Genomic DNA, 14,150 nt, shown 5'->3' with positions numbered 1-14,150 from the left:
TCGACCAGATGCGCCAGGGGTACCTCTTCTATCGCGTATGGGGCACCGGTGTTCTCGCGGAGACCCTGCTGGAGCGTGGAGCCAAGTGATCTGGCCGAAGCGCGCCAGTTGATCGACTGGTTGGCGAACCTGGCGGCCGACGGCGGTTCGGTGATGCTGGACCTCATGATGCTTCGGCGACGCGCGCTGATGGCCCGCTCAGACGGCGCATGTCGCGTGGGCTGCGGCGTTAAGGGACGTGTCCTAAATCACGGTCACGAACTCGCTGCGGGTGGTGTCTTAACTGGTAGAGGCCGTCGGCGATGATGCCCCGGCCCCAACCGGAGGTTCACCCATGGAAGCCAACAATGACCGCGGCATGCCGCCGACAGCGACGGGGATCCGCGTAATCGTGTTGCTGCTCGTATCGATTTGCCTCAGCACCGCAATCGGATTGGCGATGCTGATCACGGCGCTCGCACCTGCATCGGTGGCCGCCCCGCCGCTCAATCAGTTCGCACCGTGCGGTATCGCCGCTGTTTCGCCCCAGAGTCTCACGTCCGGTGCCGACTGCCCAGTCGCGATCTCGTCATCGACGTGCTGCATACGGTGGCCCATCGGATAACGGACGTCAGTGAATTCGAGCGCTGCCGCCGAGGCCGATTTCGAGGACGCTACCGGTCACGACACCCGGATCCGTGACCAGATAGAGCAACGCACGGCTCACGTCCTCCGGTTCAATCCAGGGCTGCGGTATCGGATTCGCCCTCATCATCCGTTGGACCAATTCGTCGGGCACACCATCGACACCGACGGGCTGCACCATCGGCGTGTGAACCGTGGTGGGGCACATCACGTTCACGGTGATGCCCTCCTTGGCGACTTCTAACGCCAGAGACTTCGCGAGACCGATGATTCCCCATTTGGTGGCGTTGTACGGCGCCAATTCGGGGATGCCCATTCGACCACCCATCGACGAGGTCACCACGATCCGCCCGAAATGCTGCCGCCGCATCACCGGAACGGCGGCCCGCAGGGTGTGAAACACGCCCGTCAGATTGGTGTCCACGAGCTGCTGCCAGATCTCGTCGGTCACGTCTTCCAGCGGTCCGGTGCTCACGACGCCGGCATTGGCCACGACAATGTCGAGACTTCCCAAGCTGCTGACGGTTTCCTCGATGGCGGCGCTCACTGCGACGGGATCGCGCACGTCCATGGCGATCGGAAGACACACGGACTCGAGCTCCTCGACCAGTTCGGCCGTCTCGCGAAGGTCGTCTTCGGTGGCGAGTGGGTAGGTCAGGTTCATCGGACGGGGCGCGTCGGCGACGACGATTTTCGCCCCTTCGGCGGCCAGCGCCAACGCATGCGCGCGCCCCTGCCCACGCGCGCCGCCGGTGATGAATGCGACCCGGCCGTCCAACACACCCATACCGTCAGCTCGCCGTCTCGTTGACCCGGTCGGTGAAAACCGGTTGCTCCCCAGACATCCCGTCCATCACGGCGGCGAGATGATTGGGCTTTCCAATGAATCCACGACCTCTGTTTTCGCTCACACGTCGCAACTTACCCGGCGTCGCACTGGCGACTGTTCGGCGATGACACCGATCCGCGTCGCGCGTCGGGCAGATGTCGCTCTAGTGAAGACCTTGTGCTCGAAGGTCAGCGAGCATGGCCGTAATCGTCGCGAGGATCTCGGCATCTGGGCTGTGGAAGCGCCTTCCCAGCCGCTGGACACCAGCGTCTATGCGCTGGAGAAGCGAACGATAGGCGTCACCGGCGGCCTCGGCGTAGCCGGCGGCGGCCTCGGCCTGAGATTGATCGGAGTACCGCGTGGCTAGCGTGGCCAATTCGTGGGTTAGATCCTTGGCCTGCTCTTGCACCTTCCCCGTCAGATTGCGCGTGAAGTCGAGATCGGGCACGAACGGCGACTCGACGTCCTCAACCAGTACCACCTCCAGCACATGACAAATCTGGTAGAGCATGTCGATCGTGGTTTCGACGAACCAGATCTGGGCACGTAGCTCCGGCGGCGGAACGGGAATCGTCAACAGGTGAGTCGACACTTCCCCTCGCGCCCATCGCTCCATATTCAGGGCGTGGGCCTCCCAGCGAGCGATTTCCGCATCTGCGGCTTCTCGCGCGGCGGCGATCTCGGCCTCGGCGGCCTCCCGCGCCGCGGCCACATCGCCACTCGCCTGCCCACGCGCCGCCGCCACCTCAGCGGCAGTGTCTGAGCGCAACTTTTCCAACTCGCAGCGCACCCGCTGCACGGCTTCCTCGCCGGTCGCCCGCTCGGTCGTCCGCTCGGTGCTCCGCTCGACGGCACGCGCCTCCGCGGCCCGAACCCTCTCTTCGGCCGCCGCCACCTCAGCCGCCGCACCAGCTTTCACCCGTTCGATCTCGGCCTGAAGTTGCTGTACCGCCTGCTCCCCGGCTGCGCGCTCGGTCGTCCGCTCGGTGCTCCGCTCAAGGGCACGCGCCTCCGCGGCCCGAACCCTCTCTTCGGCCGCCGCCACCTCAGCCGCCGCACCAGCTTTCACCCGCTCGATCTCGGCCCGCAGTTGCTGCACCGCCTCTTGATCGGCCGCCCGTTCGGCCCTTCTTTCCGTGTCCCTGCGCTCGGCCTCGGCCTCCACCGCGCGGACCCGCTCAGCAGCCGCCGTGGCAACGCGTGCCGATTCTTCGGCTTCGGCGCGCGCCAGCGAGGCCGCCGCCTCAGCGTCGAGCCGACCCTGATGCGCCACGCGCGCCTGCTCCTCGGCCGCCCGGCGCAGATGGTCGGCCTCGAGGACTTGCATCGCCAGTGACCGGCGTGGCACCGGTGGCCCATTGCGTTCGCGGTGTTGGGCGAGTTCGCGCTCACTCATCCCCGCCAATGCGACGGATTCAGCCCGTGGTTGTAACCCCAACCGCTGTGCGGCGGCGACCGACTCCGCCGCCGCGCGTCGTGTCAGCGTCGCCCATCTGTCGACGTCGAGGTCCTCGATGTGTTGACGAGTCGTCGTCATCGGCGACGCCGCCCTCCGCTGCTCTCCGCCACCGGGGCGGAAGGTGTTGCGGTGGAAGACTTTTCAGCCGCGACCATCGGTGTCGACGTGCTCGGTTCGCGGTGCGGCGATACAGGTGTGGCGCGGCGTGTCTCATCGGACGGGCGCGTGGTCGTTGCCCCCGCGATGTTGGAAACCGGACCGGCCTGTTGTGCCAGAACCAACAAGAGCTGCTCGTGGTACACCGCCACAGCCCTGGCGAGCGTCTCATCGCCGAGTCGCTCGGCATCACGAAGCAACCCACTCAACAACTCCAGGGTCACCGCGGGCCCAAGCCCCAGAGTGGCCCCCTCGCTCGCGGCAGGCTCGATCCCGGCGGTGTCGACCACCCACTGCCAGCGCTCCCACGCCAGTGCGTTCTCCGCATCGTGACGGGCCTGTTCCTGACGGCTCTCGTCTCGATCACGCTGCTGCTCGAACCGCTGACGGGCGCGTCTCGACGCGTAAAGCACCGCGCACGCCGCGATCACCGCGGCCAACAGTGCCGCTAGGCCGGCAAAGCCAGGCGACACGACGAAATCCCGCGCGGGAAGGTCTCCGATGCCTACCAGGGGTACATGCTCCACCCAGTCAGTCTCGCACTACGGCAACCCCGGCAACGACGGAAATTCGGAGCTCCGGTCGCTGCGCTGCTCGAGGGAGGCTTTGCTGATCGCGTTTAGTCGCCGCAGGAAGGGGCATGGCTTCACCACCAGCCACGGCCGATCCCCACGCCAGGCGATGGCCGACTGAACAACACTTGAAGAAACGAATATTGTGCTTGCAGGCACGCCACCATGCAGGCCGAGAACCGGAGCCACGAGTTGAACATCCGAAGACTTCTGCTTCTTGCAGCCACTTGTCTCACCGCGACACTCGTATTCGCACCGAGTGCACCAGCTGAGCCACGGCCGACCATCCGTGGAGCCGACGCCGCAATCGCCAAGGCCGAAAGCCTCCTCGGGACAGACCAATTCGGTATCTACGGATGTGAAGCTCTGGTGGCCTACGCATTCGGCGTGCCGCAGGAGCAATACGGTTGGGACGGCGCCGCCGAGACCATGTACCAAACACTGCTCGAGCAGGGAAAGATTCACACCGACAAGAACCCCCCGCGTGGGGCACTTGTTTTCAGCCGAGGATTCGTCGGTGCGCATATCGACATCTCCCGCGGGGATGGCACCTACGTATCCGGCGGTGTGCAGGGCCTATCCCCGGGATACGGCGACGGGAGCAACATCCAAATCCTGCCCAGTCCGAGCGTCGGGGACGAGAACTACACCTACCGCGGCTGGAGTCTGGGCTTTCCGGAGTCCGAGCCGCAATAGCGCGACTCATCACAGAAGTGGAGCTAAGGGGATTCGAACCCCTGACCCCCACACTGCCAGTGTGAAACTGGATGTGCTGGCTGGTATCTCAGGGTCCACGCCGTGGGGATCAGTCCACGTCGCCGCGCTGGGTCGGTGGAGATCTGTTTAGTGCGTGTTTGCCCGTAGTCGCACGTCTTAGGACACGGCTAGGACACACCGAACGAGTGTTCGTCCGCCGCAGGTGTCACTGGCGCACGCGACAATCAGAAACATGGCCCCGACCAACGCAGCCGCCCAGACGCCTCTGGTGATCCCCTCGGACGGTCCGCACTCGAAGTTCGTCCGCTACGCGCGCGCCGTCGCCAAGGAGCATCCGCAGCTGTTCCCGATCACGCCCGCGACACGGCCTCTGGTCGTCGGGCTCGACCTACGCACGCTCGGCCCGCAGCCAGCGGTGAGTTCTCTGCAGGGCTGAAGCTGGCCGCCACGATCCATTTCAGCAGCCGAGTTCGACCACGGCCGCGATGATGAGGTCGACGGCTGAGGGCACTGACATGTTCAGGTCTTCGACGACCATGGGGATGGCATCGGATGAGGAGTGTCCGCTGCGAATGAGCTGGCAGACTTTTTGACCTTCGGTCAGTATCTGGGTGCGGGTCAGGAACGCCATCTTTGGCTCGATCCGCTTCAGGTAGCTGTCCTGATCTGCGTCGGCTGTCGGAGCGGTCGTGATCGCGGCGCCGATCAGTAAGGCGAGAGTGGCAAAGACCCTTGTCATGGGTGTGCTTCCGCTGGATTCGAAGGGAGGACTGGTTGTTGTCGTGTGGGTCGCTGGGGCCACCAGCTGGCTTCGCGTAGGAGTGTGGCGATGGCGGGGACGGTGAGTGTGCGTACGAGGAAGGTGTCGAGTAGTAGTCCGGCGCCGATGATGAGGCCGGCTTGGATCATGATGGCGACGGAGCCGACCATGAGGCCGAACATGCTGGCGGCGAAGATCAGACCTGCTGAGGTGATGACGGCGCCGGTGCTTGCGACGGTGCGCAGGACGCCGACACGGATGTTGCGGCCGGATTCTTCGCGCAGGCGTGAGACGAGCAGCATGTTGTAGTCGGCGCCAACGGCGACGAGGATGATGAACGCCAATAGTGGTACAGGCCAGGCGATTTCCTGGCCGAATCCCCATTGGAAGACCAGGACGCCAATGCCGAGGGAGGCCAGGTAGTTGAGCAGGACTGTGCCTAGCAGGTAGATCGGTGCCAGGAGTGCGCGCAGCAGCAGGACCAGGATGAGTCCGACGATGAGGGTGGTGGCGATGGCCAGTTGTGCGAAGTCTGCCCAGAGGAGTCGTTGGATGTCGGAGTTGACGGCGGGGAAGCCGGCCACGGAGACAGTGGCTTGAGCCAGTGAGGTGTTGGGTCGTGCGGTGTTGGCGGTGTGGGTGATTTGGTTGGCGAGGTCCATGGCTTCGACGCTGTAGGGGTCGTAGCTGGTTTCGATCATGAAGCGCGCGGTCTTGCCGTCGGGTGAGAGGAATTGTTTGGCGACGTCGGTGAACTGCCTGTTCTCGAAGGTGTTGGTGGGCAGGTAGAACCCGCTCGATGAGTCGGAGTCGGTGGCGGCGCGTGCGGAGTTTTGCAGTTGGGTGGCGATTTGGCTCATGCCGGAGAGCATTTCGATGTTGCTGTCGGCCAGGGTGCGCACGCCGGTGGCGAGGGCTTGGGCGCCGGAGGCGAGTTGGCCGATTCCGTCTTGGAGGCGGCCGAGGTTTGCGGCTAGGTCGTCGGGGTTGCCGAGGGCGCCGAACGCCTTGTCCAGGGTGGCGACCGCGTTTTGGACGTTAATGAGGGTGCCGGTGATGGTGGCGTTGGTGGCGGGGTTGTAGCGGTCGCCGAGGGTGGCGATCTGGTCGAAGAATCCGCCGTTACGCAGGGTGGTCAGGATCTGTACTTGGTCGCGGATCTGGGCGCATTGTGGTGTGGTCGCGCACCATGGCGAGGTGTTGAGGGCGCCGACGAGCGGGTCGATCATGGTGATCGCGTTCGCTGCTTGCTCGGCCAGAGGTCGCAGGCCGGGGCCGGCTTGGACGGCTTGATCGGCAGCAGGGGCGGTGGCCGAAAGTTGTTGCAATAGTGGACGGAACTGGTTGACCTGGGTGCCGGCGGATTGGGCTTGGGTGAGAATTCCGGCGAGGGGGGTCAAGGCGGTGCGCACGGTGGTGTCGAGTTGGGCCAGCCCGCCGGCGAGTTGATCGGCGCCGTCGGTGAGTTTGGCGAGGTCGCCTTTGCGGGCGTTGCCCTCTGCGACTGCGCCGGCCATTTTGTCTCCGATCTGGCCGTTCTGCCAGGCCAGTTCCGCTTGGTCGAGGCGCTCCCCGGTTGGGCGGGTGACTCCGGAAACCTTGGTGACACCGCTCACTTGGGAGACGCGGGAGGCCATTTCGTCGAGGTCGGCGAGCCCTTTGCCGGTGCGCATGTCGGTGGCGTTTTCGACGACGAGGAATTGGGTGATGACGACGTCTTTGCGGAAGTGTCGGTCCAGCAGCTGGTAGCCCTGGTTGCTTGCGGTGGTGGCTGGTTGTCCTTTGCGGTCGTCGTAGCTGATTTTGATGGTTGCAGCGACCGCGGACAGTGCGAGCAGGATGACGAGGCTGACGATCAGCAGCGGCACGGGGCGACGAACCACGGCAACGGCGACGCTGTTCCAGTAACGCCGGGTGCGATCGGATTTGGGTTCCCCGATGCCGCGTTTGGCGGCGATCGCCAGCACTGGCGGGAGCAGGGTGACGGTGGCCAGGAAGCCGAAGAGGACTGCGATGGCGCACGCCGGGCCGAGGGCGGCGAAGACGCTCAGTCGGGCAAAGACCATGGCCAGGAAGGCGAAAGCAACGGTGGCGGCGGAGGCGAGGATGACGCGTCCGATGCTGGCGGTGGCGTGGATGATGGCCTGTTCGGCGGGTACCTGCGCGCGACGCTGTTCGTGGTAGCGGCTGATTAAGAAGACGGTGTAGTCGGTGCCAGCGCCGAGCAGGATCGCGGTCATGAATGCGACGGTGAATTGGGAGACGGGCATACCCATCTCCCCTAGCACGGAGAGCACCCCGCGTCCGACGGCCAGGCTCAGCCCGATCACCAGCAGCGGAAGCAGTGCGGTGAACACCGACCGGTAGACGATCAGCAGGATCAGGGCGATGATGCCGACGGTAGCGATCGAGATCAGCAACAGATCGTGCTCGGCGGAGGCGATCATATCGCTGAACGTCGCTGGCGGTCCGGTCACCTGCGCGGTGACCGTTGACCCGGCGAATACTTCTGCGGCGATGCTGCGAACCGCCTTCACCGACTCGGCGGCTGTGGGGTCTCCCAGAGTGCCGGTCACCCCGACCGGCAGGTACCAGGCGTTGCGGTCGGGACTGAGGGCCTGCGCTTCGGTGACCGGATCGGCCAGCAGGTCTTGGACCAGTAGAACGTGGTCACTTTCGGCCTGCAACCGGGCGACGAGTTCGTCGTAGCGATGCCGCGCCGCCGGAGTCAGACCGTTGGGGTCTTCCATGGCCACGAACAGCAGCGTTTTCGACCCTTCTTCACCAAACGCGGTGCTCATGCGCTCCACCGTCTGCAGTGACGGCGCATCGCGGGGAATGAGATCCACCGACTGCTGTCGCACCACGGTTTCCAATTGCGGAAACAGCAACGCCAACACCACGGCTGTGCCCAGCCAGGCCCCGATGACCAGGGCTTTGTGCCGGAGGGTGAACCGAGCTAGCGCTGCCAGCCGGGCGCTGTACTCGCGATTGTCCGCCGGGTCACACGAGTCAGCACCGCGGCGCTGAGTTTGCGAGGCCGGGCCGGGGGAATCAGTCATGCCATCGGTCACCGAACCTCCATGAATCAACGATACTATCGGTATCGCTACGCTACATCATGTAGCACAAAGGTCGGCAATTGGTTGCATCGACGCCGGCCTGCCCGCAAGGCCTACTGCGGGTTGACGATGTTGGCGTTGTCGTCCTCGGGCACGTCGTGGCGCACCACGCGCACCCGACCGCGGGGGAGGCACGCCATGTAACCGTGACGTTTGCCGTACAGCTCCCACGCGGTCTCCTCGATGTCGGGATCGACGTCGATGCGGTGTCCACGTGAAAAGCTCAGGTGTAGTCCGCCCTCGTCGTCGGACCAGGCCCGGGTGCACACCGCGCCAGCCAAATTCAGCAAGGGACGTTCGTACACAGAGATTCGCAAGGGGTCGATGAGGACGGCCTCGACGGGAAATCGGTCGACAGCGGGCAGGGTCAGCATCAGGGGGCGCGAGATGACGATTTCGTTGTAGTCATCGAGGTCCAGAACGAGACCGTCACGTACAGAGACGCGTTGTACGACACAGTCTTCGATCCATTGGGTGTACATGGCGATCTCCTTCGACGCATCGGTGAGCCGTACCTGAATAGTACTACCGATGGTATCGCTGCGATACCAATAGTATCGTTACGATGCGGTGCCGTCCGCATTCGCGTGGTGGACGACTCGTCGAGTGGCCCGATCGATGCGGCCGCGGGTTTCGGCCGCTGACAAGCGGTCGCCGATGAAGGCCACCAGGTTGGCCAGCCAAATGTCGGCGATGATTCCGGCGACGCGCAGATCGGCTGGGGCGGGCTCACCGCCTGTAAGGGTGCGGGCCAGCAGGGTTTCGATCGCCGCGGCCGCGCGGTCGAGTTCTGCGGCTGCGCGGGTGTCCGCCATGACGAAGGCCCGTGTCATGGCGTCGGTCAACAGCGGGTCACGCTGCCAGCGGCCGTGCAGGTGCTCGGTGAGCCGGTCCAGTCGCTCCTGCGGCGTGGAGGCACCAGTGGCCCAGTCACCGGCTGTATCGAGGCGCTGAAACTCTCGGATCAGCGCCGCCACCAGCAGGTGGGTTTTGGCCGGAAAATAGCGGTAGAGCGTGCCCACGGCGATACCGGCCCGCTCTGCAACTGTCCGCATATGGACCGCGTCGTAGCCGCCGGAGGCAGCAACAGTGAGCGCGGCATCCATAATCGCTTCGCGGCGACGTGCTGAGGCGCGTGAACGCAGCCCGCCAGCTGTGTGGGCCTGGCCGGTAGCCGAACCCCCTTGAGCATGTTCAGGTTTGGCGCCAACCCGCGCACTGGCGACAGTCATGATGCTTGGTCGTCGTCGAGGCCGCCGCCGCGGCGAGAGAACTGCTCGAGACGCTCACCGAATCCACTGATATCGCCGTGAGCGGCAAAATGCGCGGTGTCGACCACGACGAACACCGCATTCGCGGTGAACCGAGTGACGCCTTCCTGGACCCCTGCCGCCGCGACATGCAGCGCCCGCCCCTCACGGGCCGTGATATGCGCGGTGATGCGGTGGGGCTGGTGCAGTGGCACCGGCTGCAGATACTCCACCGTCAGAGCGCGCGTCACCGCCGGTGTGCGGGCGATCCACAGCGTGAAGCCCAGCACGTCATCGCACGCCGCGGCCACCGCTCCACCATGGGCCAAGCCCGGCGCCCCGATGTGGCGCTCATCAAACGTCACATCCGCATACACCGAGTCGACGCTGCGATACACCTCCAACCCCAGCCCGTGCGGATTGTCCGGGCCGCACCCCATGCACGTCGGGGTGTGAGAAGGCAGCCGTTCCGGCGGCGCCGCGCTTTCTGACACTAGACCGCTCCCAGTACTATTGGTTTCGCTGCGATACTCTTAGTACCACAACTGCTAGACTGTCGTGCACGACATCGCCCGAAATTTCAATCGCCGAGGTGAACCTGTGAGCGACAGCAGCCAATCAGCGCTACCCCCCGATGACGACATCGACCCGAGAAGGATCCGGTCTCGTAACCGGCTATTGGATTCTGCCGCAACACTTCTCAGCACAGGAGGGGTCGAAGCTGTCACCATCGATGCGGTCACCAAAGCATCCAAGGTGGCCCGTACCACGCTGTATCGCCATTTCAAAAGCTCATCGCATCTGCTGGCTGCCACATTCGAGCGGCTACTGCCGCAGGTCACTGCCCCGCCGCCGACCAGTGGCTCGTTGCGTAAGCAGCTGATCGAGTTGCTCAGCCGCCAGGCCACCCTCTTTGACGACGCGCCACTACACGTCACCACGCTGGCCTGGCTCGCGCTGGGACCCACGGGAACCAACAGCGACACCGATGATCGGCACGCATCCGGCGCGCTGCGCACCCGTGTCATCGACCAGTACCGACAACCGTTCGATGCGCTACTGCAGAGTGCGCAGGCTCGAGCCGAACTCGACGACTTCGACGTCGAACTGGCGCTTTGCCAGCTTGTCGGGCCGCTGGCGTTCGCCCGAATGACCGGGCTGCGCAACATGACTCACGACGACTGCACACAGATCGTTGACGACTTCCTCGCCGCCCACCGCACCAGGGGCAGTGACCCTGCTACGGGGTCAAAGCCTGCGACGACACGACCCAAGACGGCGCCGAGTCGCAAAGTGGCTAGCTCGCCGGCCACATGATGGGCAGCGACAGGTATCCGCGAATCGGTCCCGAACGAAGACGCACGGCTGAGTCGACATCGACTGCCCAGTCCGGCAATCGTGACAGCAATGCGCCCAACGCAATTCGAGCCTCTAAACGGGCGAGCGCAGCTCCCAGACAGAAGTGGATACCCCGGCCGAAGGCCACCTGGTGTTCGGGCTTGCGGTCGATGTCGAACACGTCCGGGCGGGCGAACACCCGCTCGTCGCGATTGGCTGACCCGAACAGCAACAGCACCGAATCGCCCTGCGACATCGTGGCCCCGTGCAGTGTCACATCTGTGGTCAACACCCGCGAAAGTCCCTGCACCGGTGAGGCATAACGCAACAGCTCCTCGACCGCTTGCCCGATCAGTGTCGGGTCGGCGGCCAACCGGTGACGGCTCCGGGGGTGCCCGGCCAACACCACCGCGGCGTTGGCCAGCAGGTTGGTCGTCGTCTCATGACCAGCTATCAGCAGTAGCAAGCAGAACCCAAGCAACTCGTCGTCGCTGAGGCGCTGACCGTCGATCTCGGCAGCCACCAACGCCGACATCAAATCATCGCGCGGCGCCTTGCGCCGATCGGCAAGGAAATCCGCGAAATACGCATACACCGCGGCCGCGGCCGCCAACCCTTCGGCCACCTCGCCGCGAGCGGGATTGGACTGAATCAGCGTGCTCGACCACTGCCGAAACTGCTGACGATCCTCCCGCGGTATACCCAACAGGTCGGCGATCACCACGGCCGGCAGTATTCCGGCCAAGTCGGCAACGAAGTCCGAACGGCCTTCGCTGCCGCTGCTGGTGAGCCGCTCTACCAACGACGCCGCCAACTCATCGATGCCGGTTTCCAATGCCACTATCCGCCGAGGGGTGAATGCCTTGCTTACCAAGCCCCGCAGCTGATCGTGCCGCGGCGGGTCCATCGTGATCATCATCGGCAGGAACGACTCCAGGAACGGCGCGTCCGGCGGCGTCGGAAACACACCGTTGACCGACGAATATGTGTCGTGATCGAGCAGGGCAGGAATAACGTCCTCGTGGCGGCTGAGCACCCAGGTATTCGCAGTCTCGGCCCGGAACACCGGCGCATCGTCGCGTAATTGCTGATAGACGGGGTAGGGGTCGTCCTGGATGTTGGCATCGAACGGGTCGTAGTGAAGCTGCGCAGTCGTCATTCTCGCTCCCGCTGCCATGTAGAACGATGGTTTAGACTGCTAGTCTAATTGACAGGAGTGTCAATGCGTAAGGTTCCGCGGCAAATCGCCGACCGCCTGCCAGCGGCCGCGGCGCTGTTCGCCGAGCGCGGTCTTAACGACACCAAAATCGAAGACGTCGCCGCGATGACGGGTGTACCCAAGGCGACGCTGTACTACTACTTCGCCGGCAAGGAAGACATCCTGGCGTTCCTCCTCGAAGACCTCCTGCACGAGATTGCCAGCGAGGTCACCACTGCCGTGGAGGGCGGCGGTAGCGGTGCTGACCGGCTGCACCGTGTCATCGCGGCCCAGCTACGTGTGATGGCTCAGCGACCTGCCTCCTGTCGCGCGTTGATCGGCGAGCTTGGCCGGGCGGCACGGATGCCGGTCATCGCAGACAAAATCGGCACCGCCTATCTGGAACCCGTGGAAATGCTGCTGCTCGCCGGCGCTGCCGACTATTCGTTGGCCGCGGTGACCGACGCCAGGGCCGCAGCCACAGCCCTTTTCGGCGCCGTCACCATCACTGCTCTGACTTACCTCGTCACCGGCGAACCACTCGTCGAGGATCTGCTGACGCGCACCATCCATGACGTCGTGTTCAGCGGACTGCGCCCACGCTAATTGCCATCGCCGCCACATCCTCGGCCGAGGGTTGCTATCCGGTCCTCCCAGCGGGCCTGTCAACCAGTGTGCTAGACGGTCGGCGCCAAGTAGCGGTAGACGGTGGCGCGAGAGAGGCCCAAGATCTTCGCAATGTCGGTCGCGGTTATCCCCTTGTCAGGCAGGCGCTGCGCCTTGTCGCGCCCAGGTGGTGGATAAGTGTTGGGATCGGCGATTCGTGAACCGCGGGTCGGTCAATGGCATTGGTTGCCGTAAATCACCCCGCTAGTGTGGTGACAATCTACCGACGCAGAGCTTGCTGTCCGACGCTGCCGACACCGCTGCCATTGCCTACGCTGACAAACAGCTTAGCCAACAGTCGAGCGCAACCGCCGCGGTGTCCTAGCTTTGTCCTACTGTCGCCGAGTTGGCCTACCGACGCCATCCCGCGAGCGGGTCATAGCGGTAGGTGACGCGGCGCGCCCACGGGTCCACTCGGGGCGACGGTGGCGACGGCAGAGGGGTCACGTCGGGCTCGGCCACCTGCTCGACTTCGGCGACCGGCGGCGGCTCGATCTCGACGACGGTCAGCGGTTCGGGCTCGGCGTCCGATTCCGGCTCGGCGGCCAGCGGCTCGGGGTCCGGCCCGCCGATGTTCGACCATGACTCAGCGTCATCGTCGGCCACGGCCACCGCCTCGGTCAGCGCCGCCGGTTCGCGAGCGGCGATCACCGCGTGCCCCGCGCCGTCGGGCAGCGACAGCAACAGGTCATCAGTGCCGCCCATCGAGGCAATCGACTCGATCAGGCGCGCGGCCTCGTTCGCGAATCCGACGGTATCGGTGAGCGACGCGCCCACGGCAACCCGCGTCGGCGCATCGAGGCCGTACAGCTTGGCAAGGCTGTCCAGCGTGCGCAGGACGATTCGCGCCGCGTCGGTGTCCCCCGACGTCGCGGCGGGCCAGAACGCCGACAGCACGCCCTCTAGCCGCGCCAAGTGCACCGCCCGCAGTTCGTCTATTCCCTCGGCCTCGCGGCGAGCGAGCAAGCGGGACACCGCGTGTCGAGCGCCGCTCTCGTCGCTGTAGCCGAGCGCGTGAGCGATCTGGGCATAGGCCTGCCCCTGCACCCGTAGCTCGACGGCGCTCAGTGCCCGCTGCCGCTCGTGGGCGTCTGGCTTGTTCTGCGTCGGATCACTCACGGTTTGGGTTCCTCTCGTTGGGTCGGACAGGCTTGAGCGGACGGGCGGGTTAGTCACAGCACATGCGGGACGCGGGCACGGTTCGCCGCCGCCAGGCGCTCGTCGTCGGCGTCGCCGAGGGCGACGTAGTTACGGCCACGGACCTTGCACAACCACACCCGGCCCGTCAGCCACAGCGCGATCAACCGCTCGCCCTTGCGGTCGTGCGAACCGGTCAGGCGCGGCAAGATCGCGGCCCACGGCTGCAATTCCTCGCCGCGTTCGGCGAGCGCCGCAAACAGCGCGGCATCGATCTGGTCGTCGGTGGTCTCGGTGTTGGTCATCTCGGTTCCCCTCGGGT

Annotated in this window: 17 protein-coding genes; 5 read left to right on the top strand and 12 right to left on the bottom strand. The window is 65.0% G+C overall.

Translation table 11 applies throughout. The features are described 5' to 3' along the window. Window positions 1–334 precede the first annotated feature (334 nt). Complete coding sequence (locus tag G6N42_RS01945) at window positions 335–604, top strand: hypothetical protein (RefSeq protein ID WP_163725323.1); 270 nt, start codon at window positions 335–337, stop codon at window positions 602–604. 6 nt (window positions 605–610) lie between these two features. Here G6N42_RS01945 and G6N42_RS01940 read toward each other — a convergent pair whose 3' ends face one another. From G6N42_RS01940 to G6N42_RS01925, 3 genes are all read right to left on the bottom strand, one after another. After that, on the bottom strand, window positions 611–1,411 hold the full coding sequence (locus G6N42_RS01940; protein ID WP_163725319.1) for a mycofactocin-coupled SDR family oxidoreductase: 801 nt from the start codon (window positions 1,409–1,411) through the stop codon (window positions 611–613). Between the two features lie 205 nt (window positions 1,412–1,616). After that, window positions 1,617–2,990: a hypothetical protein gene (locus G6N42_RS01930; RefSeq protein ID WP_163725317.1), complete on the bottom strand. Its 1,374-nt coding sequence runs from the start codon at window positions 2,988–2,990 to the stop codon at window positions 1,617–1,619. Beyond that, the gene (locus tag G6N42_RS01925) at window positions 2,987–3,595 is read right to left on the bottom strand and encodes a hypothetical protein (protein WP_163725315.1); all 609 of its coding nucleotides are present in this window, start codon (window positions 3,593–3,595) and stop codon (window positions 2,987–2,989) included. Before G6N42_RS01925 ends, G6N42_RS01930 begins: the two co-directional genes overlap by 4 nt. 414 nt (window positions 3,596–4,009) lie before the next feature. Between G6N42_RS01925 and G6N42_RS31100 the strand changes: the two genes are divergently transcribed. Both G6N42_RS31100 and G6N42_RS01915 read left to right on the top strand, forming a co-directional pair. Beyond that, on the top strand, window positions 4,010–4,336 hold the full coding sequence (locus G6N42_RS31100) for a hypothetical protein (protein ID WP_232076057.1): 327 nt from the start codon (window positions 4,010–4,012) through the stop codon (window positions 4,334–4,336). 253 nt (window positions 4,337–4,589) lie between these two features. Next, window positions 4,590–4,793, top strand: coding sequence for a hypothetical protein (locus G6N42_RS01915; protein ID WP_158019746.1), 204 nt, complete (start codon window positions 4,590–4,592; stop codon window positions 4,791–4,793). A 21-nt stretch (window positions 4,794–4,814) separates the two neighbouring features. On the opposite strand, the gene G6N42_RS01910 is transcribed toward G6N42_RS01915, so the two are convergent. The 5 genes from G6N42_RS01910 to G6N42_RS01890 all read right to left on the bottom strand — a co-directional run bounded on the left by G6N42_RS01910 (window position 4,815) and on the right by G6N42_RS01890 (window position 9,929). After that, window positions 4,815–5,096, bottom strand: a complete 282-nt coding sequence (locus G6N42_RS01910; RefSeq protein ID WP_014214328.1) for a DUF732 domain-containing protein — start codon at window positions 5,094–5,096, stop codon at window positions 4,815–4,817. Next, on the bottom strand, window positions 5,093–8,179 hold the full coding sequence (locus tag G6N42_RS01905; protein WP_173390239.1) for an MMPL/RND family transporter: 3,087 nt from the start codon (window positions 8,177–8,179) through the stop codon (window positions 5,093–5,095). The genes G6N42_RS01910 and G6N42_RS01905 overlap by 4 nt, the downstream gene beginning before the upstream one ends. A 113-nt stretch (window positions 8,180–8,292) precedes the next feature. Then, complete coding sequence (locus G6N42_RS01900; protein WP_014214330.1) at window positions 8,293–8,721, bottom strand: DUF6188 family protein; 429 nt, start codon at window positions 8,719–8,721, stop codon at window positions 8,293–8,295. A 78-nt stretch (window positions 8,722–8,799) separates the two neighbouring features. After that, window positions 8,800–9,471, bottom strand: a complete 672-nt coding sequence (locus tag G6N42_RS01895) for a TetR/AcrR family transcriptional regulator (RefSeq protein ID WP_014214331.1) — start codon at window positions 9,469–9,471, stop codon at window positions 8,800–8,802. Beyond that, window positions 9,468–9,929, bottom strand: coding sequence for a PaaI family thioesterase (locus G6N42_RS01890; RefSeq protein ID WP_434059605.1), 462 nt, complete (start codon window positions 9,927–9,929; stop codon window positions 9,468–9,470). Before G6N42_RS01890 ends, G6N42_RS01895 begins: the two co-directional genes overlap by 4 nt. Before the next feature lie 160 nt (window positions 9,930–10,089). On the opposite strand from G6N42_RS01890, the gene G6N42_RS01885 reads away from it, so the two are divergent. Then, complete coding sequence (locus G6N42_RS01885) at window positions 10,090–10,806, top strand: TetR/AcrR family transcriptional regulator (RefSeq protein ID WP_014214333.1); 717 nt, start codon at window positions 10,090–10,092, stop codon at window positions 10,804–10,806. Here the strand turns inward: G6N42_RS01885 and G6N42_RS01880 are convergent. Beyond that, the gene (locus tag G6N42_RS01880) at window positions 10,787–11,986 is read right to left on the bottom strand and encodes a cytochrome P450 (RefSeq protein WP_163725311.1); all 1,200 of its coding nucleotides are present in this window, start codon (window positions 11,984–11,986) and stop codon (window positions 10,787–10,789) included. The two genes, G6N42_RS01885 and G6N42_RS01880, sit on opposite strands and share 20 nt — an antisense overlap. Window positions 11,987–12,049: 63 nt before the next feature. Here G6N42_RS01880 and G6N42_RS01875 point away from each other — a divergent pair, with 63 nt between their 5' ends. After that, window positions 12,050–12,631, top strand: coding sequence for a TetR/AcrR family transcriptional regulator (locus tag G6N42_RS01875; protein WP_014214335.1), 582 nt, complete (start codon window positions 12,050–12,052; stop codon window positions 12,629–12,631). A 71-nt stretch (window positions 12,632–12,702) separates the two neighbouring features. Here G6N42_RS01875 and G6N42_RS31480 read toward each other — a convergent pair whose 3' ends face one another. The 3 genes from G6N42_RS31480 to G6N42_RS01860 form a co-directional block, all read right to left on the bottom strand. Continuing rightward, the gene (locus tag G6N42_RS31480) at window positions 12,703–12,846 is read right to left on the bottom strand and encodes a helix-turn-helix domain-containing protein (protein ID WP_286201660.1); all 144 of its coding nucleotides are present in this window, start codon (window positions 12,844–12,846) and stop codon (window positions 12,703–12,705) included. A gap of 196 nt (window positions 12,847–13,042) precedes the next feature. Next, window positions 13,043–13,810: a hypothetical protein gene (locus G6N42_RS01865; RefSeq protein ID WP_163725309.1), complete on the bottom strand. Its 768-nt coding sequence runs from the start codon at window positions 13,808–13,810 to the stop codon at window positions 13,043–13,045. A gap of 53 nt (window positions 13,811–13,863) precedes the next feature. Continuing rightward, window positions 13,864–14,133: a hypothetical protein gene (locus G6N42_RS01860; protein ID WP_014214337.1), complete on the bottom strand. Its 270-nt coding sequence runs from the start codon at window positions 14,131–14,133 to the stop codon at window positions 13,864–13,866. Window positions 14,134–14,150: the final 17 nt, after the last annotated feature.

Source organism: Mycobacterium gallinarum (assembly GCF_010726765.1).
GTDB classification, from domain to species: domain Bacteria; phylum Actinomycetota; class Actinomycetes; order Mycobacteriales; family Mycobacteriaceae; genus Mycobacterium; species Mycobacterium gallinarum.
The sequence above is the reverse complement of the archived record's forward strand: the minus strand, read 5'-3'. Positions and strand labels throughout refer to the sequence as shown.